The 21,172-nt window shown below is 59.9% G+C and carries 28 protein-coding genes and 2 tRNA genes; 14 read left to right on the top strand and 16 right to left on the bottom strand.

The annotated features are described in order from the left end of the window. Window positions 1-2: 2 nt before the first annotated feature. A complete protein-coding gene (gene petA, locus ACGVKB_RS01610; RefSeq protein WP_392349512.1) occupies window positions 3-935 on the bottom strand; it encodes a cytochrome f in 933 nt (310 codons plus the stop codon). A gap of 40 nt (window positions 936-975) precedes the next feature. Continuing rightward, window positions 976-1,512 (bottom strand): cytochrome b6-f complex iron-sulfur subunit, encoded by a 537-nt coding sequence (gene petC / locus ACGVKB_RS01605; RefSeq protein WP_392349511.1) that lies wholly within the window; start codon window positions 1,510-1,512, stop codon window positions 976-978. Window positions 1,513-1,616: 104 nt separating this feature from the next. On the opposite strand from petC, the gene ACGVKB_RS01600 reads away from it, so the two are divergent. Then, on the top strand, window positions 1,617-1,976 hold the full coding sequence (locus ACGVKB_RS01600) for a DUF3067 family protein (RefSeq protein WP_392349510.1): 360 nt from the start codon (window positions 1,617-1,619) through the stop codon (window positions 1,974-1,976). On the opposite strand, the gene tatC is transcribed toward ACGVKB_RS01600, so the two are convergent. Next, window positions 1,957-2,661: a twin-arginine translocase subunit TatC gene (gene tatC / locus ACGVKB_RS01595; RefSeq protein ID WP_392349587.1), complete on the bottom strand. Its 705-nt coding sequence runs from the start codon at window positions 2,659-2,661 to the stop codon at window positions 1,957-1,959. The two genes, ACGVKB_RS01600 and tatC, sit on opposite strands and share 20 nt — an antisense overlap. A gap of 120 nt (window positions 2,662-2,781) precedes the next feature. Further along, window positions 2,782-4,491, bottom strand: coding sequence for an NFACT family protein (locus tag ACGVKB_RS01590; protein WP_392349509.1), 1,710 nt, complete (start codon window positions 4,489-4,491; stop codon window positions 2,782-2,784). A 61-nt stretch (window positions 4,492-4,552) separates the two neighbouring features. On the opposite strand from ACGVKB_RS01590, the gene gmk reads away from it, so the two are divergent. Next, window positions 4,553-5,113, top strand: coding sequence for a guanylate kinase (gene gmk / locus ACGVKB_RS01585; RefSeq protein WP_392349586.1), 561 nt, complete (start codon window positions 4,553-4,555; stop codon window positions 5,111-5,113). 73 nt (window positions 5,114-5,186) lie between these two features. Here the strand turns inward: gmk and psaJ are convergent, their stop codons facing one another. Continuing rightward, the gene (psaJ, locus tag ACGVKB_RS01580) at window positions 5,187-5,303 is read right to left on the bottom strand and encodes a photosystem I reaction center subunit IX (protein ID WP_007098612.1); all 117 of its coding nucleotides are present in this window, start codon (window positions 5,301-5,303) and stop codon (window positions 5,187-5,189) included. Between the two features lie 45 nt (window positions 5,304-5,348). Then, complete coding sequence (locus tag ACGVKB_RS01575) at window positions 5,349-5,828, bottom strand: Photosystem I reaction center subunit III (protein ID WP_392349508.1); 480 nt, start codon at window positions 5,826-5,828, stop codon at window positions 5,349-5,351. A 79-nt stretch (window positions 5,829-5,907) separates the two neighbouring features. Here ACGVKB_RS01575 and tsaD point away from each other — a divergent pair, with 79 nt between their 5' ends. Further along, window positions 5,908-6,978 (top strand): tRNA (adenosine(37)-N6)-threonylcarbamoyltransferase complex transferase subunit TsaD, encoded by a 1,071-nt coding sequence (gene tsaD, locus ACGVKB_RS01570; protein WP_392349507.1) that lies wholly within the window; start codon window positions 5,908-5,910, stop codon window positions 6,976-6,978. Between the two features lie 41 nt (window positions 6,979-7,019). Further along, window positions 7,020-7,199 (top strand): high light inducible protein, encoded by a 180-nt coding sequence (locus ACGVKB_RS01565; protein WP_392349506.1) that lies wholly within the window; start codon window positions 7,020-7,022, stop codon window positions 7,197-7,199. A 3-nt stretch (window positions 7,200-7,202) separates the two neighbouring features. On the opposite strand, the gene ACGVKB_RS01560 is transcribed toward ACGVKB_RS01565, so the two are convergent. After that, on the bottom strand, window positions 7,203-8,336 hold the full coding sequence (locus ACGVKB_RS01560; RefSeq protein WP_392349505.1) for a type IV pilus twitching motility protein PilT: 1,134 nt from the start codon (window positions 8,334-8,336) through the stop codon (window positions 7,203-7,205). Between the two features lie 191 nt (window positions 8,337-8,527). Here ACGVKB_RS01560 and wecB point away from each other — a divergent pair, with 191 nt between their 5' ends. The 4 genes from wecB to ACGVKB_RS01540 are packed head-to-tail and all read left to right on the top strand — an operon-like array spanning window position 8,528 to window position 11,723. After that, entirely contained in the window at window positions 8,528-9,640 is a 1,113-nt protein-coding gene (gene wecB / locus ACGVKB_RS01555; RefSeq protein WP_392349504.1) for a non-hydrolyzing UDP-N-acetylglucosamine 2-epimerase, read from the top strand. Window positions 9,641-9,677: 37 nt separating this feature from the next. Beyond that, window positions 9,678-10,211 (top strand): DUF1643 domain-containing protein, encoded by a 534-nt coding sequence (locus ACGVKB_RS01550; protein WP_392349503.1) that lies wholly within the window; start codon window positions 9,678-9,680, stop codon window positions 10,209-10,211. Then, entirely contained in the window at window positions 10,211-10,456 is a 246-nt protein-coding gene (locus ACGVKB_RS01545; RefSeq protein ID WP_392349502.1) for a hypothetical protein, read from the top strand. The genes ACGVKB_RS01550 and ACGVKB_RS01545 overlap by 1 nt, the downstream gene beginning before the upstream one ends. Then, on the top strand, window positions 10,446-11,723 hold the full coding sequence (locus tag ACGVKB_RS01540) for a cation:proton antiporter (protein ID WP_392349501.1): 1,278 nt from the start codon (window positions 10,446-10,448) through the stop codon (window positions 11,721-11,723). Before ACGVKB_RS01545 ends, ACGVKB_RS01540 begins: the two co-directional genes overlap by 11 nt. Here the strand turns inward: ACGVKB_RS01540 and gltX are convergent. Together gltX and ACGVKB_RS01530 are read right to left on the bottom strand one after the other, a co-directional pair. Beyond that, window positions 11,667-13,100 (bottom strand): glutamate--tRNA ligase, encoded by a 1,434-nt coding sequence (gene gltX / locus ACGVKB_RS01535; protein ID WP_392349500.1) that lies wholly within the window; start codon window positions 13,098-13,100, stop codon window positions 11,667-11,669. The two genes, ACGVKB_RS01540 and gltX, sit on opposite strands and share 57 nt — an antisense overlap. A 21-nt stretch (window positions 13,101-13,121) precedes the next feature. Further along, window positions 13,122-13,195, bottom strand: a tRNA-Asp gene (locus ACGVKB_RS01530). Between the two features lie 219 nt (window positions 13,196-13,414). Here ACGVKB_RS01530 and ACGVKB_RS01525 point away from each other — a divergent pair. Beyond that, window positions 13,415-14,311 (top strand): LysR family transcriptional regulator, encoded by an 897-nt coding sequence (locus tag ACGVKB_RS01525; RefSeq protein ID WP_392349499.1) that lies wholly within the window; start codon window positions 13,415-13,417, stop codon window positions 14,309-14,311. A gap of 60 nt (window positions 14,312-14,371) precedes the next feature. Here the strand turns inward: ACGVKB_RS01525 and ACGVKB_RS01520 are convergent, their stop codons facing one another. The 4 genes from ACGVKB_RS01520 to ACGVKB_RS01505 all read right to left on the bottom strand — a co-directional run bounded on the left by ACGVKB_RS01520 (window position 14,372) and on the right by ACGVKB_RS01505 (window position 15,505). Then, window positions 14,372-14,560 (bottom strand): hyperconserved protein Hcp, encoded by a 189-nt coding sequence (locus ACGVKB_RS01520; protein ID WP_006043540.1) that lies wholly within the window; start codon window positions 14,558-14,560, stop codon window positions 14,372-14,374. A gap of 36 nt (window positions 14,561-14,596) precedes the next feature. After that, window positions 14,597-14,669 (bottom strand) — tRNA-Trp (locus tag ACGVKB_RS01515). Window positions 14,670-14,733: 64 nt separating this feature from the next. Beyond that, window positions 14,734-15,192, bottom strand: a complete 459-nt coding sequence (gene rplS, locus ACGVKB_RS01510; RefSeq protein ID WP_392349498.1) for a 50S ribosomal protein L19 — start codon at window positions 15,190-15,192, stop codon at window positions 14,734-14,736. 28 nt (window positions 15,193-15,220) lie between these two features. Beyond that, entirely contained in the window at window positions 15,221-15,505 is a 285-nt protein-coding gene (locus ACGVKB_RS01505) for a PepSY domain-containing protein (protein ID WP_392349497.1), read from the bottom strand. 97 nt (window positions 15,506-15,602) lie between these two features. Between ACGVKB_RS01505 and map the strand changes: the two genes are divergently transcribed. Then, window positions 15,603-16,442 (top strand): type I methionyl aminopeptidase, encoded by an 840-nt coding sequence (gene map, locus ACGVKB_RS01500; RefSeq protein WP_392349496.1) that lies wholly within the window; start codon window positions 15,603-15,605, stop codon window positions 16,440-16,442. Here the strand turns inward: map and ACGVKB_RS01495 are convergent. Then, complete coding sequence (locus ACGVKB_RS01495) at window positions 16,423-17,178, bottom strand: SDR family oxidoreductase (RefSeq protein WP_392349495.1); 756 nt, start codon at window positions 17,176-17,178, stop codon at window positions 16,423-16,425. The two genes, map and ACGVKB_RS01495, sit on opposite strands and share 20 nt — an antisense overlap. A 25-nt stretch (window positions 17,179-17,203) precedes the next feature. Here ACGVKB_RS01495 and ebsA point away from each other — a divergent pair, with 25 nt between their 5' ends. Genes ebsA through ACGVKB_RS01480 form a run of 3 tightly spaced genes read left to right on the top strand, consistent with a single transcriptional unit; the run spans window position 17,204 to window position 19,255 of the window. Continuing rightward, window positions 17,204-17,575 carry a type IV pilus biogenesis protein EbsA gene (ebsA, locus tag ACGVKB_RS01490; protein WP_392349494.1) on the top strand — a complete coding sequence of 124 codons (372 nt, stop codon included), beginning with the start codon at window positions 17,204-17,206 and terminating at the stop codon, window positions 17,573-17,575. 32 nt (window positions 17,576-17,607) lie between these two features. Further along, on the top strand, window positions 17,608-18,705 hold the full coding sequence (locus ACGVKB_RS01485) for a phosphotransacetylase family protein (protein ID WP_392349493.1): 1,098 nt from the start codon (window positions 17,608-17,610) through the stop codon (window positions 18,703-18,705). Between the two features lie 16 nt (window positions 18,706-18,721). Continuing rightward, window positions 18,722-19,255, top strand: a complete 534-nt coding sequence (locus tag ACGVKB_RS01480) for a DNA recombination-mediator protein A (RefSeq protein WP_392349492.1) — start codon at window positions 18,722-18,724, stop codon at window positions 19,253-19,255. Between the two features lie 7 nt (window positions 19,256-19,262). Here the strand turns inward: ACGVKB_RS01480 and ACGVKB_RS01475 are convergent, their stop codons facing one another. Beyond that, the gene (locus tag ACGVKB_RS01475; RefSeq protein WP_392349491.1) at window positions 19,263-19,673 is read right to left on the bottom strand and encodes an MAPEG family protein; all 411 of its coding nucleotides are present in this window, start codon (window positions 19,671-19,673) and stop codon (window positions 19,263-19,265) included. 108 nt (window positions 19,674-19,781) lie between these two features. Between ACGVKB_RS01475 and ACGVKB_RS01470 the strand changes: the two genes are divergently transcribed. Further along, window positions 19,782-20,279, top strand: a complete 498-nt coding sequence (locus ACGVKB_RS01470) for a YajQ family cyclic di-GMP-binding protein (protein WP_392349490.1) — start codon at window positions 19,782-19,784, stop codon at window positions 20,277-20,279. A 27-nt stretch (window positions 20,280-20,306) separates the two neighbouring features. On the opposite strand, the gene ACGVKB_RS01465 is transcribed toward ACGVKB_RS01470, so the two are convergent. Continuing rightward, on the bottom strand, window positions 20,307-21,020 hold the full coding sequence (locus tag ACGVKB_RS01465) for a hypothetical protein (protein ID WP_392349489.1): 714 nt from the start codon (window positions 21,018-21,020) through the stop codon (window positions 20,307-20,309). Window positions 21,021-21,172: the final 152 nt, after the last annotated feature.

Genomic DNA, 21,172 nt, shown 5'->3' with positions numbered 1-21,172 from the left:
GTTCAGATTCCTTCTGCAGCCTGAACTTTCTCAATCTGCCTTTTCTTCAGTACAAGCATGATCTGAGCCAGGGCAACGGCAGCGAAGAAGGCCAGCAGTCCGTAAATCCGAACGGGGTTCTGAAGAACGATTTCGGCATCGATCTGACCGAATCCACCCACATTGGGATCGTTGGTGAGGGGAGCACCCGCTTCGATGGAATCACCGATGCTGACGATCAATTCAGGACCGACGGGAATGGTCTCGGTTGCAGAAGAACCATCAGCAGCCTTGATCGTGACCACACTGGATCCACCGTCAGCGGCGTCGATGGCGGCGATGGTGCCGGCGGCTGGAGCGGTGAAGACGGTGTTGTTGCTCTTCTCACCGGTCGGGTACACCTGACCGCGGCCGCGGTTGCCGCCGACGTGGATCTGATACTTGCCGAAGTGGATGTTGCTGTCGGTGGCGGGGTCCGGTGACAGCACAGGGAAGACGATCTCCTGGTGCTCATCACCGGGGATCGGTCCCACCAGAAGGATGTTCGGTTGATCGTCGCTGTATTGGCTAAAGAAGACACCCTCGGTCTCTTCTTTGATTTCGTCAGTCCAACGATCCTGAGGCGCGAGGGTGAAGCCGTCCGGGAGCATTACCACAGCACCCACTTGAAGGGGCACAGCACTGCCGTCAGCGCCGATCTCCTGGGTGCCGTCCGGATAAGGAACTTTCACGCTGGCGGTGAAAACGCTGTCCGGAAGAACGGATTGAGGCACCTCTGCCTGGGTCAGTTTTTTCGCCAGGTGGCAGTTAGCACAGACGATCTTTCCGGTGGCTTCACGCGGGCTTTCGTAATTCTGTTGAGCCCAGAAGGGATAAGCCCAGCTGGCGGCAGGTGCGATGAGAAGGGCTAAGCCCAGCACCATCGAACCGACGAGGAGGGAGAGATGACGACGCATGGAACAGTGACGAGGAGGGAGCAGGCGATGGAGGGAAGGATCAGGCCCACCAGGGCTTGTCGCCCGTGCGGAAATCGGTCTCAGTCCACTGGCTCATGAAGACGTTGTCGTTCTCAACGCTGACGTTGGCCAGAGCCAGAGACAACGGCGCAGGACCGCGAACGACCTTGCCTGTGGCGTCGTACTGGCTGCCGTGGCAGGGGCACATGAACTTGTTGGCGCCGCTGTTCCAGGGCACAACACAGCCGAGGTGCGTGCAGATGGCGTTGATGCCGTAGCTGCCGATCGCGTCCTCACCTTCAACGATCAGATAGGTGGGATCACCTTTCAGACCCTGGACGAGGCTGCGGTCACCCTCAGGGTGAGTGGAGAGCCAGCCGCTGGCTGTGATCGCGTTGCCGAGTTCATCCTTGGCGCTGGTGCCGCCACCGCTACCGGCGGCTTTGGGGGGGATGAAGTAGTTGGCGACCGGATAGAGGGCACCCAGGGCGACCCCAGTCACAGAGCCGAACGTCAGCAGATTCATGAACTGCCGACGACCCATTCCGGGCACATCGCTCGAGGAGAGTTGGGTCATGGCGGACGTTCAGCCTGCTCAGAATGGCGATCATTATGGACGCATAAGGGCCTGTCACGCTTTGCAACGACTGGCCTTTCTCAGCCCGTGCCTTTCTCGTTTCTGTGCTTGACATCACCCCCGATCCGCCGGCTCCACCCCTGAATGTGGAGGAGTTGATTAGCTGCTTACGTCAGCGCTGGCGGGCGACTTACGACCTTCAGCTCGTGGTTCGGCGCAACCGTCTTTACCTGCAGGTGATGTGGGCATATCTCGAGCAACAGTCGTTTCCGATGGATGAAAGCAGCTATCGGGAGCACATCGCCGAAGTGCTGGATGTTGTGAATCGTCTTGGTTTGGCTGGTGAGGTTAGGGATTGGCTGGCTTCAACGCGGGATAAACCGCGGCTGGGGAAGGCTCTCAGCCTTCATTTGGAGTCCAGCGGCGCCGCGGGGGACAGTTTGCTTAAGGAGTTTCTGGTCTGATCCGCTCGGTGAGGGCCACCAGGCCAACGCCAATCAAGAACAACGCTGTGATCGCCCCGGCGAGCAGCAGCATCGTGATCGGGTCCGTCGACGGGGTGAGAACGGCACCGGCGAGGGACGCGCCGAGAATCACCCAGCGCCAGGCCCCGAGCATCACCCGCCAGCGCACCAAACCCAACACGCCCAGCAGAAGCTGCAGCACTGGAAGCTGGAAGGCGAGCCCGGTGGCCACCATCAACAGCAACACGAAATCGAGATAGCGCTCGATCGACCACAGGGGTTCCACCACATCGGCCCCGTAGCTCACAAGAAAGCGCAGGGCGGCAGGGACCAGTGCCCACCAGGCAAACGCCAGGCCCCCCAGGAAGAGAACGGCGGATGCGGCGACAGCGGGCGCGATTAAGCGACGTTCGTTCAAGGTCAGTCCTGGCAGGACAAACCTCAGGCCTTGATAAAGGATGTAGGGCAACGCAAAGGTGAGTCCGGCATAGCCCGCCACCTTGAGGGAAACGAATAGAAATTCACCGGGGGCGAGTTGCAGGAAGTGAATGCCATTGGCGGGCTGCTCCAGCAGACGCACCAAAGGTTTGACAGCGATCAGGCAGGCCCCCGCCGCGATCACAACCGCGAGGAGGCTCCGCAGCACCCGCTGACGCAGCTCTTCGAGGTGGTCCACCAATGGCATCTCGACGTCATCGGGTAACTCGGGATGCTCAGGACCGCGCCCGATCCGGATGGGTGGGGGCGGTTGAAGGACGGGACCGTCTGGGCTATCGGACACAGGTGCTGAAGGGAACCGGGCCGTTCAGACCCCAGGTCCCCCCAGGCTAGGAGCTTCGGCGGCCCCGAGATGGCGGCGTCCCCGTTGGGGATCGCCCCACAACACGTCACCGCCCCGATGTCGGACGGTTCCTGGGCCAGCGCCAGCGATGCGTTGGAGGTCGTCTGTGGGCACCATCACGATGGGCACCCGCACATTGCCGCGACCGCGGCTGAACAATGCTGCCAGGTCCGCGGCAACTTGAATGTCGGCATCGTCGACCAACGCTTCGGACGCCTTGAGCACAACGTGACTGCCAGGGCATTCTTGGGCGTGAAACCAGAGGTCGCCGCCGCGAGCGTGGCGGAGGCTGATCCATTCGTTTTGGCGGTGATTGCGGCCGACTTGGACGGTGACACCATTCAGGGTCGCTACCTCAAGGGGCGCTGGACGCTGCGTCCGTTGTTGGCGGCGCTGTTCGCGCCGGTTGGCGGGGGTCAGTAACTCGTCGAGTTCAAGGCGCAGGGTCTGAAGAGCCAGCAGGCGTTGCTCCACCGCTTCCCATCCAGCCGCCTCGAGGTCGTCGATGAAGGCTTCGCTCTGATCGATCAGGTCAAGGCGCTGGCGGTGATAAGCCTGGCGCTCCTGCAAAATCGCGACCGACCGACGCAGCTTCTTGGCTCGGCGATAGAGCTTTTGGGCCTCATCCACCTGATCACGGTTCGGAGCGGGGAGGCAGAGAATCATGTCTGCTTTCTGCTGCAGGACATCCGCATCGGTGGTGTCCTCCAACCGTCGGCTCTGGTCATCGAACACCGCCTGTTCTTTGCCTTGCCATCGCTTGAGGCGTTGACGAACGTCATGCACGTGCTGGGTCAGCTGGCGTTGGTTCAGCCGCTGGCTGTACCAGTCGCCAAGGGTCAGAGCGAGGTGGCGGTTCGTCGGATGACCGTCGCTGCAGTCACACCAAACGCTGTAACGACCTGAGGGTGAGAGCGACAGCGAGAACTGCTCCGATGCAAGGCTCGAAAGCCATTGCCTCCAGCGCCGATGGAGCGCTGTCCAGTCCTGCTCGCTGAGCGCATCGACGGATGTTGTCAGCAGATGTCCAGCGAGCTGTTCGGCCAGGCTTGGGCTGATGCCCTGGTAGCTCTGCTGGAGAGCCTGCTTGAGCGGGAGAGGCAACAACTGCAGCCGTTCCTTCCAACGGTCGACAGACTCATCGAGGCTTGGCGGATGCCCGGCCAGGGATGGTGGGGGGACGTAAGTGTCACCCGTACTGATCGGCCGAACCCTGGATTGGTGCGTCCGCACCTGACGACCGAGGGCGATCACGCGCCGGGCTTCATCAAGAAGCAGAAGATTGCTGTGACGACCCATCAGCTCCAGGACCAGCGTGCGCTGCACGGCGTCACCGGGTCGGGCGGCCATCCGGAATTCGACGACCCGCTCGAACCCCTGTTGGCGCAGCTCCACAAGGGCGAGCTGTCGCAGACCATGCTGCAGCTGTTGCGCCAGGGTGCTCCCGGCACCGACTTTGGCCGGTGCTGAGATTTCCACCAGCCGCGGACAGTCCGCCTGCCAGCTCAGCTCCAGCCAAGTCATGCCTTGCAAACTGCGGAAACCCAGTTGCAGGGTTGAACTGTCCGGTTGCTGGGCTTTTTCGAACCGACTGGGGAGCACGCGACTGCGCAGGTCCCATAGCAGGGCCCGCAGGGTGGTCAGGTCAATCTGTTGCAGGGTTGACCCGGCCATGACGGTGGTTGTCGCCTGGAGTGCAAGCCTTCCTACTCTGCTGGCCGTTGTTGAGTCCGGGATGAGCGGCAGCAGAGGACGCCTCACCGTGATCACTGGTCCCAGTGGGGTCGGGAAGGGGACATTGGTGAAGCGTTTGCTTGAGAAGCATTCCGAGATCTGGTTGTCCATCTCTGCCACCACCCGCTCTCCCCGCGACGGTGAGCACGATGGGCTGAGTTACTTCTTCCATTCCCGCGACTCCTTTGACCGGCTGGTTGCGGACAATGGCTTGCTCGAGTGGGCCGAGTTCGCTGGAAATTGCTACGGCACTCCCCGCGCTCCAGTCATTGAGCAGTTGGACGCTGGACGTCCGGTCCTGCTGGAGATTGAGTTGGAGGGCGCGCGCCAGGTGCGCCGCACATTTGCTGAAGGGCTGCAAATTTTTCTGGCGCCACCCAGTTTTGATGAATTAGAGCGGCGCATCCGTGGTCGTGGCACGGATTCTGAGGATGCCATCACCCGTCGGCTCGCCCGGGCACATGAGGAGATGACGGCGCAATCGGAATTCGATGCCGTTGTGGTGAATGACGACCTTGATGCGGCATTGGCCCAGTTGGAAGCGCTGATGCAGCTCGGCTGATTCAGAGGCTGGATGCGGCATAAAAAAAGCGGCTGTTCCAGCCGCTTTGATGATCAGATTGAAGGAGCGCCGTTCACATCGGGTGGAAGAGCAGATCAGGGAAGAAACGGTTCCACTCAATCAGGATTCCTGCGGTGAGGGTGAACCAGATCGCTGCAACAACGGGGGCAGTGGTCAAGAATTTCTGCATGGGAGTTGAGAGATGGATTCAGTAGGGGAGTCTTGAAACGACTGTTCAGCGAGGAGAGACGGTCACTTTGTTGTCGTCTTCAAGCAGCTTGCCGCTGGTGAATTCACCGAAGGCAGCGAGGGGCCAGGAGGCAGCGGCCAGGCAGCTCTTGAAAGCAAGCTTCAGATCGATCTGAATTTCCTTGGTGTACTGATCCTTGGTTCCGCGGTTGGCTTTGAGGTACTCACGGCCTGCCCAGCCAATGCAGCCGGTGATGTACAGGAACATCAAGCCGGGATAGACAAAGTCGCCGGCATGGCTCCAGCGACCATCAACGATCAGGTGGGGAAGGCCATCCTCTCCACAGGAGGCTTGGCTGTACATCTCAAAGCGGGCTTTGGCCTGAGGCGTGGTCGCGGCGGAAGCGCGCTGCTGAAAGCGTGCACTTTCTGAGCAGGGGGTCAGACCGGCCACATCCGCCTTCGCGACGGGGGCGAAGCCGAACACCAGGAGGGCCGAAAGCACAACGGCGAAAAGACGACGCATCGGAACGATTCCTGTTTGTAGGCTGCCCGCGTTTGGGCAGGATGTCTTCTGCGGACAGTAGAGGAGGCGTTCCACTCCAATGCCCACGGTGCTTGCCCTCGAAACAAGTTGTGACGAGTCGGCGGCGGCTGTCGTGTGTCTTGCTGAGGGCAAGATGGCAGTGCTGGCCTCAACAATTGCGTCCCAGGTTGAGGAGCATGCCCGCTGGGGTGGCGTCGTCCCCGAGATCGCCTCACGACGCCATGTCGAGGCTCTGCCCGGTCTGATTGACCAGGCGCTCAAGGCCAGTGGTCTGAGCTGGGATCAGCTGGATGCCGTTGCTGCCACCATCGCCCCTGGTTTGGCCGGGGCGCTGATGGTGGCGTCCGTCACCGGCCGCACCCTGGCGGCCTTGCACGGCCGACCGTTCATCGGGGTGCATCACCTGGAGGGGCATCTGGCTTCGGTCCGGCTGGCTGAGGGTTGTCAGGACCCTCCCTATGTGGTCTTGCTGGTCAGCGGTGGTCACACCGAACTGATTCGGGTCGAACCCGATGGTGCGATGCGCCGCCTGGGGCGAAGTCATGACGATGCGGCCGGTGAAGCCTTTGACAAAGTCGCTCGCCTGCTCGGCCTGGGTTACCCGGGCGGGCCGGCCATTCAAGAGGTGGCGGTGGAGGGAGATCGCCGACGGTTCCCGCTTCCGAAGGGACGCATTTCTCTTCCCGGGGGAGGTTTTCATCCCTATGACTTTTCCTTCAGCGGTTTGAAGACTGCGATGTTGCGCACGGTGGAGCGCTTGCAGGCCGACCGGGAACCGTTGCCCTTGGCTGATCTGGCGGCCAGTTTTGAGCAGGTGGTTGCCGATGTTTTGGTGGAACGCAGCCTGCGCTGTGTTGCGGATGAAGGGCTGAACCACCTGGTCATGGTTGGTGGGGTGGCGGCCAACACCTGCTTGCGGCGCACCATGCAGGCCCAGGCAGAGGCACGGGGGGTGGCAGTGTCGATCGCCCCGTTGGCCTATTGCACCGATAACGCGGCCATGATTGGCGCTGCAGCGTTGGCTCGATTGCAGCGGGGGGCAGCCGTGAGTTCGTTGGAGATCGGCGTCTCGGCCCGCTGGCCCCTGGAGCAATCGACCGATTTGTATGCGTTTCCACCGCCGTTCTGATCATTCCTTTTAGGGTGATTTGGCGTTGCACGGTCACGGCTATGGCTGAGCCACCCAACACAACTGCATCCGCTCCGGAACCGGTTGATTCCGATGAGCTCAATGCCTGGAAGAGGGGATTTACTCCCCAGGCGGAGATCTGGAACGGACGGTTGGCGATGATTGGTCTCTCCGCAGGTTTGGCCGTCGTCCTGCTCGTCCGTGTCTTCAGTGGTGGCTGAGGCCTAGCTCCGACCCCGCAGGGCCTGGGCCAGTTCATTGGGTTTCAGGCTGACGGCGACAGCGGCCTCTGCTTCAACGCGCCCTTCCTCAACGAGGTGTTGCAGGGACTGGTTACTGGTGACCATTCCGTCGAAGGCACTGCGCTCCATGATTTCCTCCACCTCATCCAAGGCGCCGCGCTGGATGTAATCCCTGCAGGCGTCTGTATTGATCAAGATGTCGTGATAGGCCGCGCGTTTCCCATCGGTGGTGCGGATCAGCCCTTGGGCGATGACCCCCAGCAGTGACTCCGACAGCGACCTCCGCACGCTGTCCTGTTCGTCCGGGGCGTACATGCCCAGCACCCGTTCGATCGTTTTCACCGCCGAGTTGGTGTGCAGTGTTCCAAACACCAGGTGCCCCGTTTGTGATGCTTCGAGAGCTGTGGAGAGGGTTTCCTGGTCGCGGATTTCTCCCACCAGAATCACATCCGGATCTTCACGCAGCGCTGCCCGCAATGCGTTGTGAAATTTCAAGGTGTGGAGACCGATTTCGCGATGTCGGATCAACGATTGCCGACTTTCATGCACAAATTCCACCGGGTCCTCAATGGTGAGGATGTGACGGCTTTCGTTGCGATTGATCCAATCGATCATCGCTGCCAATGTCGTGCTTTTCCCTGAGCCGGTTGGCCCTGTCACCAGGATCAGGCCTTTGGGTCGGGCGGCGAGTGTCCGCAGCACGTCGGGGAGTTGCAGCTGCTCCATCGTCAGGATGGTCTGAGGAATCAGCCTCAGCACCATCGCTGGACCATGAAAGGAATCCAACAGGTTGATGCGGATGCGGACGAAGGAGAACGCATGGGATCCATCGAATTCCTTTTCGCGGAAAAAGGCATCGATCTGCTGGGGCGACAGGATTTCCTGCAGCCAGCTCCGGAAGATTGAAATCGTCGTAACCGGCCACTCCGTCGTCAGCATTTCGCCTCGGGCCCGATAGCGCGGTTGCTCACCGACGCCGAGATGCACATCGGAATACCCGTTGTCGAAGGCCTTCTGCACGATTGCTTCCAGCCTGAGGCTGGCTGCTCCATCCGTTGGCGTGATGCGACCGTTGCGTTCGGGTTGGGCAGAGGCCGATCGGGGTTGCGATGACATCGGAACCCGCCCCTGGTTAACGCTGGCTGGTTTCGCAGGAAAGCTCGGGGGAAAGACAGGTTGACTCACCACGGCACTGCTGACGCTTCCTCAGCATCGTCACGGCATCGCAATCGGCAAGTCCCGGGTGTTCGTTTCGTCGAGTGAAACCCGGTTGCCCTCCGTAGGATTCAAAAACCACCGTTGAAACCATGGCGGAGTTGCCTCGCGTCACGATTGTTCTTGGGACGCGGCCGGAGGCGATCAAGCTGGCTCCTGTGATCCGTGTCTTCCAGGGCTGTGAAGCGTTGAAGACCCGCGTGGTCCTGACCGGACAGCACCGCGAAATGGTGGCTCAGGTGATGGATCTCTTTGCGATCGAGGCCGACTGTGACCTGGGTCTGATGGCGCCGCGTCAGACCCTCACCCACGTGACCTGCGGGGCGCTGCAAGGTCTGCGCGATGAGTTTCAGGCCTATCCGCCGGGGCTGGTTCTGGTTCAGGGCGACACCACCACTGCTTTCGCCGCCGGACTAGCGGCGTTTTATGAGCAGATTCCGGTGGGCCATGTCGAAGCCGGACTCCGCACGGACAACTTGTTTGATCCATTTCCGGAGGAGGCGAACCGACGGCTTCTGTCGCAAATCGCCAGCCTCCACTTTGCGCCGACCACCACAGCTGAGTCCAATCTCCGGGCATCGGGCGTGATCGGAACGGTTGCGGTCACGGGGAACACCGTGATCGATGCCTTGTTACAGATGGCTGAATCGGCTCCCACCCTCGCGTTTGAAGGGCTGGATTGGCAAAAGCAACGCGTGATTCTTGCCACGGTGCACCGCCGCGAGAACTGGGGTGATCGGCTCAAAGACATTGCCGCTGGAATTCTTCAGGTGTTGGAACGCCACCCCGATGCGGCTCTTTTACTTCCGTTGCATCGCAATCCCACGGTTCGCGAACCGCTTCAGGAGCTGCTCGGAGAGCATCCACGGGTCACGCTCACCGAACCGCTCGATTACGACCGGCTCGTGGCTGCAATGAAAAGCTGCACGCTGCTGTTGACCGATTCAGGTGGCCTCCAGGAGGAGGCACCGGCCCTTGGCAAACCGGTTTTGGTTCTGCGCCGCACCACGGAACGCCCCGAGGCTGTGGATGCCGGAACGGCGCGATTGATTGGGACTGAACCCGCGAGCATTTTGGCTGAGGCGTCCCGCCTGTTGAGTGACCAAACTGCCTATGACGCGATGTCGCGCGCCGTGAACCCCTTCGGTGATGGGCAGGCCAGCCAACGGATCCTCGACCTCTGTCGATCCCACCTCGGGGTTTGAGGCCAGCTTCAGCGACTGTGGCGGTTATCGCTGGTGGTTGAAACGCCGGTGGGCCGATGGCCAGCGTTCGTTGATGTTCATTGGCCTCAACCCCTCGACAGCCGATGCCTCTCGCAATGACCCGACCCTGCGACGGTTGATCGGTTTTGCCCAGCGCTGGGGGTTTGCTGAGCTGGTGGTGCTCAACTTGTTTGCACGGATCTCCCCCCATCCGGCGGTGCTGCGGACCGTCCAAGATCCAATTGGCGAAGACAATGATGCGGTCCTGGCCGCTGGCTTCGAGCATTGGTCAGGCGATGGTTCGATTGATCTCTGGTTGGGCTGGGGGGCGAAGGGTGCGTTGTTCCAGCGCAGCCGTTCGGCACGGCAGATCCTGGCTCCGTTTTGCCGTCAACGGCTGTTGCGCTTCCCCGCTGCCTGCGGCCCATTGATGTTGGGCCTCACCCGCAATGCTCAACCCCGCCATCCGTTGTATGCGCCCCGGAATGGAGTCCTGATCCCTCTGGTGTGGGCAGAGGCCTGCGTGATCCGTCATCCTGAGGCGAGGCCGCCGGTTTTCGGTTCGTACTGATGTCTCGCACTCCACGTCGTTATGCCGTGCACCTTCATCTGGTGGGGGGCCAGACCGAACGGGTTCATTTCCCCAAGCTGGAGACCTTTCAGCAGTGGTACCAGGGCATCGTCAATGCAGAAGGCCAGGGAGGATTTGTCAATGTGCCCATCAGTGATCTCGAAGGTGAATATCTTGTCGTCCGCCCTGAGGCGGTGATCGGCGTCCGCGTGGAACCTCAGTTCTCCTCTGTCGATGACGACTGAGGGTCTTGGCCTCCTCTGGGGAATCACGGTTTTTTCGGGCGCCACAGCACGCCTATTGGCCGCGTTGTCGGGCCTCCCTGGTGTTGTCCTGCTGTTGTTGTCCGGTCTGCTGATTGGCCGCTCCGGCCTGGGGTTGGTGGAGCCATTGGACCTGGGCCAGGGGCTGGGAACAATCGTTGGCCTCCTGGTCAGCCTTGTGCTGTTCGATGGCGGTCTCAATCTCCGGTTGCCGGGGAACACCATCAAGGCAACGGTGCTGCGGATTTCTCTGCTGCGCTTGTTGATTTCGCTCGGTGCGGGCCTGGTGGCGGCACATTGGCTGGCTGGTCTGAGCTGGCCGGTGGCCGCTGTCTACAGCGCCATCGTTCTGGCGACCGGACCGACGGTGGTCACTCCTCTGATTCGACAGATCCGCTTGGCGGCTCCCCTGGGGGATGTTTTGGAAGCGGAAGGGCTGGTGCTGGAGCCGATCGGTGCTGTGCTCGCCCTGCTGTTGTTGGAGTTGGTGCTCGGTGATCTGCACGGCTGGCGAGAGCTGATCTTCGGTCTGCTGTCCCGTTTGGGTGGGGGTGTGTTGATCGGCGCGAGTGTCGGTTGGCTGTTGTCGGAGTTGTTGCGACGTCTCAAGCCGGAGCAGGCCACGGGTCTGCCGTTGCAGCTCAGCCTGGGGATGCTGTTTTTGATGTACGGCATCAGTGAGTGGCTGTTGCCCGAGTCGGGTTTGCCGGCATCAGTCGCGGCGGGATTTGTGGTCGGACGCCGGCCATCCAGTCAGGCGGAGGACCTCGATGAGCTGATTCAGCAACTCGCTCAGCTGGCGATCACGATGATGTTTCCGCTCCTGGCGGCCGATGTGTCCTGGGCCGAACTCAGTCCACTCGGTTGGGGTGGGATCAGCTGTGTGTTGGTGCTGATGCTGGTGGCACGACCCGTCGCCGTGAGTGTGGCCACGATCGGCCTTCCCCTGGATCCGCGGCAACGCCTCTTTTTGGGCTGGTTGGCCCCGAGGGGCATCGTGACGGCGGCCGTGGCGTCCCTGTTTTCCATTCGCTTGGAACAAGCTGGAATTCTTGGCGCTGGTCGGCTTCAGGGTCTGGTGTTTCTCACCATCCTGATGACGGTCGGCTTGCAGGGGCTGACGGCGCAGCCCCTGGCTCGTGCCTTGGGATTGGTTGCGGCTGAGGACGACTCAGATGAACTGACGTCCTCCTCAGAGGAGGCAACGCTCCAAGCGAGCTCGGTCGTTGCCGAGTCGAGCCAGGAGTGACCAGGTGGTGATCAAGTCCGGGCCCTGAAGCTTGCCCAGCAGCGCTGCCCTCAGGGACTTCATGATCACGCCTTTTTTCACGCCTGCGGCCTTGGCGGCTGCGCCGAGCAAGGTTTGGGCTTCGGCTGGGTCTGTTCCATCCCAAGGGGTTTGAGCCAACGCCTCAACCAGAGCTTTGAGGGCCGGTTTGGCACCCTCTTGGCTGAGCTGTTGTTCCCCATCGGCCTCGAGTTCAGGCTCGATGAAAAAGGGCCGGGCTTGCTCCACGCCGTCCTTGATCAGCGTCAAGGATGGTCCGAGGAGACGACAGAGATCTTCAATCCAGCTGGAATCGTCAGGCAGGATCCAAGACTGTTGCAGCCACAGGGGTGTCAGGGCCTCTTCAAGCTGCTGGGGCGTCCAGCTGTGCAGAATCTGCGCATTGAGCCAGTTCAGTTTGTCCCAATCGAAGCGGGCTCCCGCCTTGTTGACGCGATCAAAGCTGAACACTTCGGCCGCTTGCTGCAGTGTGAAGCGCTCTTCCATGCCTTCAGGGACCGACCATCCCAGCAGCGTCATGTAATTGGCAATGGCTTCAGCGGTGTACCCCAGCTCGCGAAAGTCGTTGATGGAGGTGACGCCATCACGTTTGGAGAGCTTGCGTCCCTCTGCATTCAGGATCAGTGGAGCGTGGGCGAAGGTCGGAACCGGCAGACCGAGGGCTTCATAGAGCAGAAGCTGTTTCGCGGTGTTGGCGATGTGATCTTCCCCACGAATCACGTGGGTGATCTCCATCGCGGCGTCATCGACCACCACAACCAGGTTGTAGAGCGGGTCTCCGATTTGATCGGCAGGGGCTCGACGGGCGATCACCATGTCTCCGCCCAGGTCTGCCCCGCGCCATTGCATGGCACCACGGACTTGATCGCGCCATTGAATGTTGGCGTCGTCATCAATCCTGAATCGCACGACGGCGTCCCGACCTTCAGCCTGGAAGGCAGCTTCCTGTTCAGGCGTCAGGTTGCGATGTCGGTTGTCGTAACGAGGGGCCTGATTGGACGCCTTCTGTGCCTCGCGCATGCCCGTGAGTTCGTCTTCGCTGGCGTAGCAGCGGTAGGCGAGACCTCGGTCAAGCAGGGTTTGGATGGCGGAACGGTGCTCGTCGATCCGTTCGCTCTGAATCAATGGCTCTTCGTCCCAGTCAAGTCCTAGCCAGGAGAGACCCTCGAGAATGTTGGCGGTGAATTCAGGTTTGGATCGTTCCTTGTCTGTGTCTTCGATCCTCAGCAGGAATGTTCCTTTCTGATTGCGAGCGAACAGCCAATTGAAGACAGCTGTTCGTGCCGTGCCGATATGGAGAGTGCCCGTTGGACTCGGGGCCAGACGAACACGCACCATGGTGTGGCTCGGGGATTGGAACGGGACCGACGGGATTCGAACCCGCAACTTCCGCCGTGACAGGGCGGTGCTCTAACCGGTTGAACTACGGTCCCAGATCGGATTCAGATCGACGGTTCGCGTCCGTTGGAATCTGACCTGTATCGCTTGCGCGACTCAGAAAGTATCGACTGTTGCCCTGCCCTCCGTCAACAGTCCGTCACCATGCCGCGCGCTTCGGTTTATGCAGAGGTTGGATAAAAGCTGCACTTGGCTTGCCCCGCAAGGGTTCTTCTACTCATCCTGGTGTGTGTTCGAGGTGAACCCTTTTACGGATGGTGGGGCTGGAAGACCTGGCGATGCTGGATACGCAGATTTGGATGCGGTCCGGTGAAATCACCGCTCAGCGCCTCCACTGCGCGCAAAGCACGGTGTCGCGACGCAATGCCGACACCTTGCGCCGCCTTGGCTTGTCCATGCAGCGGGACGAGGGTGAATGGCAGTTGCAAGGGGATCAGCAGTTGTTGTTGATGGAGCGTGCCGTCCATCAATTGCACCGGCTGCGCCTGGCCTCGGATTCGAGTCTGCGTCTGGAGGCGAATTTTTGGGCGGGTCCGCAGCTGGCTCAACCGTTGCCGGAGAGCTGGATCGGTGGCTGCTGGGATCACGTGGGGATGCATCGCCCCCTGCAGTTGCTGCGGGAGCGGGTGATTGATGCTTGGATCGGCAGCTATCAACCCGACCTCCCTGATTCGACCGATCCGGACCTGGTCGTGATCGATCTGTGCCGTGCGCCGGTGTATTTGATCGCTGATGCCCAGCACCCTTTGAGTGGCCGTTCGGGTCTCACACGGTTGGATCTCGATCCCTACCCGAGCCTGGCTCTCCCGGCAGGATTGTTCCCGAAGACGGAGCAGACCTTGCGAGGTTTGGGGCTCTGGTCGTCGGAAGCGCGGATGAAGCGGTACAAGCCAGAGGCTTGGCAAGGGCGTACACAGGATCAGGTCACGCTCAGCTACGCCACCCCGTTGGCGCTGGCCGTGATGCCAGGTCTGGTGCGGCTGGATTTTGATCTCGGTTTGATCAGTGGTGAAAGCCTGGTGATCCGCCGAGATGTCGTCGAGGAAAGGGCCGTTCAAGTCCTGCTGACCACGTTGCGGGAGCGGATTGAACAACTGGCGAAGCGTCACGCTGATCTGATTCCGATCAGCAGTAGTGCTGCACAGACATAAAAAAACCGGCGGCCGAGGCCACCGGTCAGAACAATCCCAATCAGGGATCCATCACTCAGCTCAGGGACGGAAACCTGCGGGCTCAATGAGACGAACTTGGTTGCCACGAGCCGTGAATTCACGACCTTGGTCGCTTTGCACGACCACACGGCCGCCAGATTTGACACGGATAACGCGGGCACGAACCCAGCCAAGAGCGGCGGATTCGAGAACCTTCACGACATCACCAGGTTGAAGATCCAACTCCATGCTGAGAACCGGGAAACTGCACGAGGGGGCATCGGACGCGCCGTGGAGGACTCGAACCCCCGACATCAGGTTTTGGAGACCTGCGTTCTACCAACTGAACTAACGGCGCAAGGCGATGGACCCCTCAACCAACACACAGGATGTTGGCAACTGGAATGAACGAGGCCGAAACCTCAGCGATCGAAGCGCTGCTTCACGCGGGTGGCCTTACCCACCCGTTCCCGCAGATAGAAAAGCTTCGCCCTGCGAACTTTACCTCGCCGCTCCACCTTGATGGAAGCCACTTGAGGGCTGTGCAGCATGAAAACCCGCTCCACGCCGATGCCCTGGAAGATGCGGCGAACGGTGATGGTTTCGCTCAGACCACCGTGACGCTTTGCGATCACGACGCCCTCATAGGGCTGAACGCGTTCTTTGTTTCCTTCGCTGATGCGCACGCCAACACGAACAGTGTCTCCGACGTAAATGTCAGGAAGCTCTGTCTTTTGCTGAGCGGTTTCGAAGGCACGAATCTGCTCTTCTGCGCTCAGTTTTTTGCCAGGGGTTGCAGACGCAGGCTTGGTTGCCACGGCCACGGTTCCCTGTTCTGTGGTTTCTTCGGTCACCGTGGTGTCCTTCGGATCGGCTGCCATCCCAGCTCCGCGTTGATTCGCCAAACAATCACTGTACCTGGCGACGCCAGCGCTCGATCATCAAGGTGGTTCCGGTGATCAGCATCCAAAGCAGGCCGAGGGCATTGAGCAGAACGACGATGGGTTCCAGGGTTTGTCCCAGCCATTCCCCTTCGTGGAGGACCATGAGCCAATGGATGTCATCCCGCTCCAGGCCGAACCAGTCACGGGCCAGGCGGTAACCCACCCCAGTGGTGACCGTGAGCAGCAAGGGCAGCACGACAAAGGGGGCCACCCACCTGTGCAGTGCTCGAAGCTGGTTCACCAGCGTCATCGTCCGGCATCTGTACGGAAAGCCTTGATAGCTTGACGGATATCAATCTGGCCTCGCAGTGCCGCTCGGTTCTGTGCAGCCGTTCGTCAAGGGCTGAATGAATCTCTTTGCAGATCTCCTGGCATCCACCCAGGACGCTCGCGTCACCGCAACTGGTCCCCGCATCCAGAAGCGTCGCGGTGTGGAAATCAAATCGGCCCGCGAGGTGAAAATCATGCGGCAGGCCAGTTCCATCGTGGCCACCGTTCTCCGTGAGGTGATGCAAAGCGTGGAACCGGGGCAAACGACCGGCGATCTCGACGCCCTGGCCGAACGCCGCATCCGCGAGATGGGGGCGACCCCCAGCTTCAAGGGCTATCACGGTTTCCCAGCCAGCATCTGCGCCAGCATCAACAATGAAGTGGTGCATGGCATCCCCAGCTCCAAGCGTGTGATTCGCAAAGGAGATTTGCTGAAGGTGGATACCGGTGCCTATTTCGAGGGTTATCACGGCGACAGCTGCGTCACGATTTGCGTTGGTGACGCGAGTGAAGAGGCGCAGACCCTGAGCCGTGTGGCTCGCGAGTCATTGATGGCTGGGCTTGCACAGGTCAAGGCTGGGAACACCCTGCTCGACATCGCTGGAGCGGTTGAAGACCACGTCAAAGCCAATGGCTTCAGTGTTGTGGAGGACTACACCGGCCACGGTGTCGGCAGAAATCTCCACGAAGAACCTTCGGTGTTCAATTTTCGCACCGACGACCTCCCCAACGTCACCCTGCGTCCAGGGATGACCCTGGCCATCGAGCCGATCCTCAATGCCGGCAGCAAGGCCTGTCGCACCCTGAAGGACCGCTGGACCGTCGTCACCCGGGATGGCTCACTGTCGGCCCAATGGGAGCACACCGTTTTGGTGACATCAGACGGATGCGAAATCCTTACGGACCGGGGCGATTGAGCGCCGTGCTGTAAATCCGACGGCCGAGTTCACTGATTGGCATCAGCAGATAGGTCAGCGGATTCGGGCTGACGATAATTAGCCCGAACCCCAGTTCGGCCTGCCAGACGATCTGCTTGGCAACGAAGGCGGCGGTCATGATTCCGATCGGGTTGAGAGTCGATCGGAAGGGGCCCAGCACGAGTTTGCGCAGTCGAATCCGTTGCCGTTGCTCTGGTGAGCGGACGGCCCCATGGATGCTCACCAGCTGCCCGAGCAGTCGTTTGCTGATTTCGTAGGCCGGGCTGATGGCCGGTTGAATTTCGGCTTCGGACGTGTTGACCCAAATTTCCCGCTGTTGGCCCTTGGGCCTGTCGGCCGTGCTGCGTTCGAACAGTTGAATCAGGCGCCAGGTGCTGAGGGCATTGACCTCAAGGCTGCGGGTCAGCTCGTCTGGGGTCTGGACGCCTTGCGGATTGATTCCATGGTTCAGGACGAGGACATCCAGTTCCCGCAGCTCCTGGAGCAGGGCGTCCTCATCTCCGCACTGCCACTGCAGCCAACGGTGGGGCCCCGTCTCCAGATCCGGCGGGGGAGGCGCGCTGTGGGTGAATCCTGTGACATGGCCTCCCAAGGATCGAAAGCATGCCGTCAGAGCCTGGCCCAAGGCCCCACGGGCGCCTGTGATGCCAATGCGTTTGTTGTGCCAGGGGTTGGGTTTGAAAATGGGGTGGGCCATTCGTCCAGCTTGGGGCATCCTTGAAAGCAGCTGTTTGCTCTGATTGCCTGCTCTCAGTGATGCCGCTCTCGTTGCGTTCTACGCCCCCTATTGCGGTGGGCTCGAGCGGGAGAATGACCTGCGGGACGCCCTTGGCCTGTTGGCGATGGGATCGCTGAAGGGGGCCCGTGTCATCAAAGGACGGTCCGACCACGCTTTTGAGTTGAACTGGTCCCCCGCCAAAGCTCCTTTGGAACCGTTGGCCTGTCAGCTGACTTTCCCCGGACAGCCTGAGCGGCGTTACGCGTTCGAGGTCGGGACGCAGCAATTGGTGGTTTGGCTGATGGAGCGTGGGGCGACTGGGAGCGGAGATCTTCCCGACGGGTTCTGGCATTGGTTGCTGATTGGTCCTGAAGCGGAGGCCGATCACGCCTAGATTCAATCGCCAAGAGCACTTGGCTGGAGTTCATGGGAACGACTTTGTTGATCGGATCCTGTGAACCGTTCAGTGGAAAATCGGCCCTCGTGCTGGGGATCGCGCAGCAGCTGATTCGTTCGGGCCTACCCATTCGTTTTGGCAAGCCCTTGGCCACGAGCTTGGAGTGGGATCCAGCGAAGGGTCCGTTGCCGCAGCCACTGATCGATGACGACGTCCGCTTCGTCGGGGACACCCTTGGCTTGCCTGAAAGTCATCTGATCCCGTCGTTGCACCTGTTGTCTCCCACGACCGCAACCCTGCGTCTTGGGCAGGGTGAGCTCACGGCTGGAGATGGGTTCGATCGGCTGAAGCAGCAGGTGGTTGCTGAGGATGGCTTCACCCTTTTGGAATGCGCCGGGAGCCTCCAGGAAGGATTGCTGTACGGCCTGAGCTTGCCCCAATTGGCTGAGGGCCTGAATGCCAAGGTCGTGCTCGTGCATCTCTGGCGGGACAGTTGCAGCGTGGATGCGTTGTTGGCGGCGAAACAAACCCTCGGTGACCATCTGGCAGGGGTGGTTTTAAACGCTGTGACGCCGGACGAAGTCGAGAGTTTGGAGCGTCAGGTGGTGCCAGCTCTGGAAAATCTCGGTCTCTCGGTGTATGGCGTGATGCCTCGATCACCGCTGCTGCGCAGTGTCACGGTGGGGGAGTTGGTGCGTCGTCTTGATGCGCGGGTGATCTGTTGTCCCGAACGTCAGGAGTTGTTGGTCGAAACACTCAGCATCGGTGCGATGAATGTCAATTCAGCAATGGAATTTTTCCGCCGCAGGCGCAACATGGCCGTGGTGACTGGTGCGGACCGAACCGATATTCAACTGGCTGCGCTGGAGGCATCCACCCAGTGCCTGATCCTCACTGGAGCCGGTGAACCTCTCCCTCAACTCATCAGCCGAGCGGAGGAACTTGATGTCCCCTTGCTCAAAGTGGATCACGACACCTTGGCCACGGTCGAGGTGATCGAGCAGGCCTTTGGACATGTCCGTCTTCACGAGACGGTCAAAGCCACTTATGCCTTCCGTCTGGTTGAGGAGCACTGCCATCTTGACCGTCTGTTTGAAGTATTGGATTTACCCGTTCCCTCCCGATGAGTGTTGCTAATTTCTGATGCAAGAACCTGGTGTCTCCTTGGGTCAGTCCCTTGATCTGCCCGCTCTCGACAGTGTTGACACTCTGGCTCAAGAGCTGGCCTTACTTCAGGACAAAGGGAAGAGAAGAATCGCCATCCTCGGAAGCCGTCACGTGCCTGTTGTGGCGATCCATCTGGTCGAACTCGTGGCGCGATCACTCGTTCAGGAGGGGCATTCGTTGCTGACGTCTGGTTCCCAAGGTGTGAATGCCGCCGTGATTCGCGGTGCCCTCGCCGTCGATCCAGCCAAGCTCACTGTTCTGCTTCCACAAAGCCTGGATCGTCAGCCTTCGGAAATCTGTGATCTGCTCGATCGTGTTCTTCACTTGGTCGAGAAGCCTGAGCAAGACGACTTGCCGCTCCCCATGGCAAGCAGTCTCTGTAACCAGGAAATTATTAACCGATGTGATCAGTTGATCTGTCTGGCTTTCCATGACAGTGAGACGCTGCTCGCCAGCAGCCGCACAGCGGAAGATATGGGCAAAGTCGTCAGTCTTCTCTACTTCGATTAGGTCGCGGTTATCCGTTAGCGAGGACAGCCCGAAGTCCTTCGACGTAGCAAATTCCAACCGCCGTGACGCCCGAAGCCCAGCAGAGCCCCCGGAGCGGAGGAATGTTGCCCACATAGGCAGCGAGATAAACAACGCGCACGGCTGGCCAGGCCCATGCTGCAGCTGTTGCCGTTGGGCTTTCAACGCCAGCAATCAGACACAGCAGCATGGCTGGTGCTCCCAGGGTGAGGGCCTCCCAACTGTTCTCCTGCGCCCAAACGGCCCGCTGGCCGAAGGGTGGCAGCCGATCGAACATGGCGCGTGGAGCCTTGAGATCATCCAGGGTGAAATCGGCTTTGGCACGCCCGGCACCGGTCAGCACGATGCTGGCCATGACAACGGCCCCCATCAAACAAAGTGCCCAGGCGAATGCAGCCATGACTTGACCAAGAGAAGGGCAGACCATAGCGAGAGTGCTGGTCGCCCAGCCCCTGGTGGGGCATGCGCCGGTTCGTTTCTAAACTGAGTGAGCCTGCGAGCGTGAGTCATGGCCAGCACTTTCTCCTTTGATGTGGTGTCCGATTTCGACCGGCAGGAGCTGGTCAACACCCTGGATCAGGTTCGTCGGGATGTGGGCAACCGTTACGACCTCAAGGATTCCAATACGGAAATCGACTTGGAGGAAACGGAGGTGATCATCACCACGGCCAGTGATATGACCCTGCAGGCCGTGGAAGATGTGCTGCGTGCCAAGGCGACCAAGCGCAATCTCTCCCTGAAGATCTTCGATTTTCAGACGCCTGAAACCGTCGGAGGAAATCGCATTAAACAAGTGGTCAAATTGCGCAAAGGCCTGACTCAGGAGCTCGCCAAGAAGCTGAGTAAAAGTGTGCGTGATGATCTCAAAAAAGTAACGGTTGCGATCCAGGGGGAAAGCCTAAGGATTACTGGGAAGAGTAAAGATGATCTTCAGCAGGCCATTCAATTGCTAAAGACGAAAGAGGATGACCTGGATGTTCCTCTGCAATTTGAAAACTACCGTTAAGGGTGCGTTCGCTGAAGCTTTTGAGGCTCAGAGTTTGATGCGTAGCCTGGGGAATGTTTCGATGGAGCTGCAGGATGAAGGTGCCTCGCCTTTCTTCCACTTCCCTTTGAGCTTCCCCTTTACATAGTACGCATAGGTGTTGTCAACGCAGTCCCCAACCCAGGTGTAATGACGAACCCGTGATCCTCCAGCTTGGCCTGGTTGTCCAGGGACCCAGACGCGTTTTGGCGCTGTTGTGTAGCAATAGTAGGAGCCATTGGCGTTGTAACCACACTTTCTCTGCCCAGCGCGAACTGTCCTGTAATACCCGGATGTGGCAGGGATTGCGTCCTGATAGTAGTGGTGAACATATTTCTTGGCGAGATACCGGTTCGAGCTTCCTTTGTGCTTGATCTTATAGAATTTTGGGCCGCGGTAATGAATGCCATTGTCGAGGGATTTGTAGCTCCAGCCAACAACCTTTGGCAGTCCAAAGATGTCCAGTCCTGCGTTGGCAATGCACCAGCCTTCGTCATCACATTGTTCGGGGTTGGTCGATGGGGCTCGAGTCCTCCGCCCGCTTCTTGTTGGTTCTTTGGATGAGAATGCATTGACGCAGCCCTGGAAGTCTCTGGCGTCTTTGCAGGTTTCGACGACATCCGGATCAATCTCCCTGGCCTGGGCCGATGGATGGATGGCCGTCGCGACAAGAACGGCAATCGCCAAGTTGCGGATGCCCATGGTTTTTACCGATTCTCCCATGATTGCGAGGGGTTGGCACCCCTACTTTTGTTTTGCCATGGTAAGTTGAAGTTATCTGTTTTGCTGTCTTGGCAAAAAGTTGCGCTGTTGTTGTACGAATTTTTGATGGAGAAGCGCCCTATCTCCAGTCATTTATTGACCATCATTTGAGC

Source organism: Parasynechococcus sp., from assembly GCF_042954325.1.
In the GTDB taxonomy this organism is placed as follows: Bacteria; Cyanobacteriota; Cyanobacteriia; order PCC-6307; family Cyanobiaceae; genus Parasynechococcus.
Note: the sequence above shows the minus strand (reverse complement) of the source record. Positions and strands in the feature narration are given on the sequence as shown.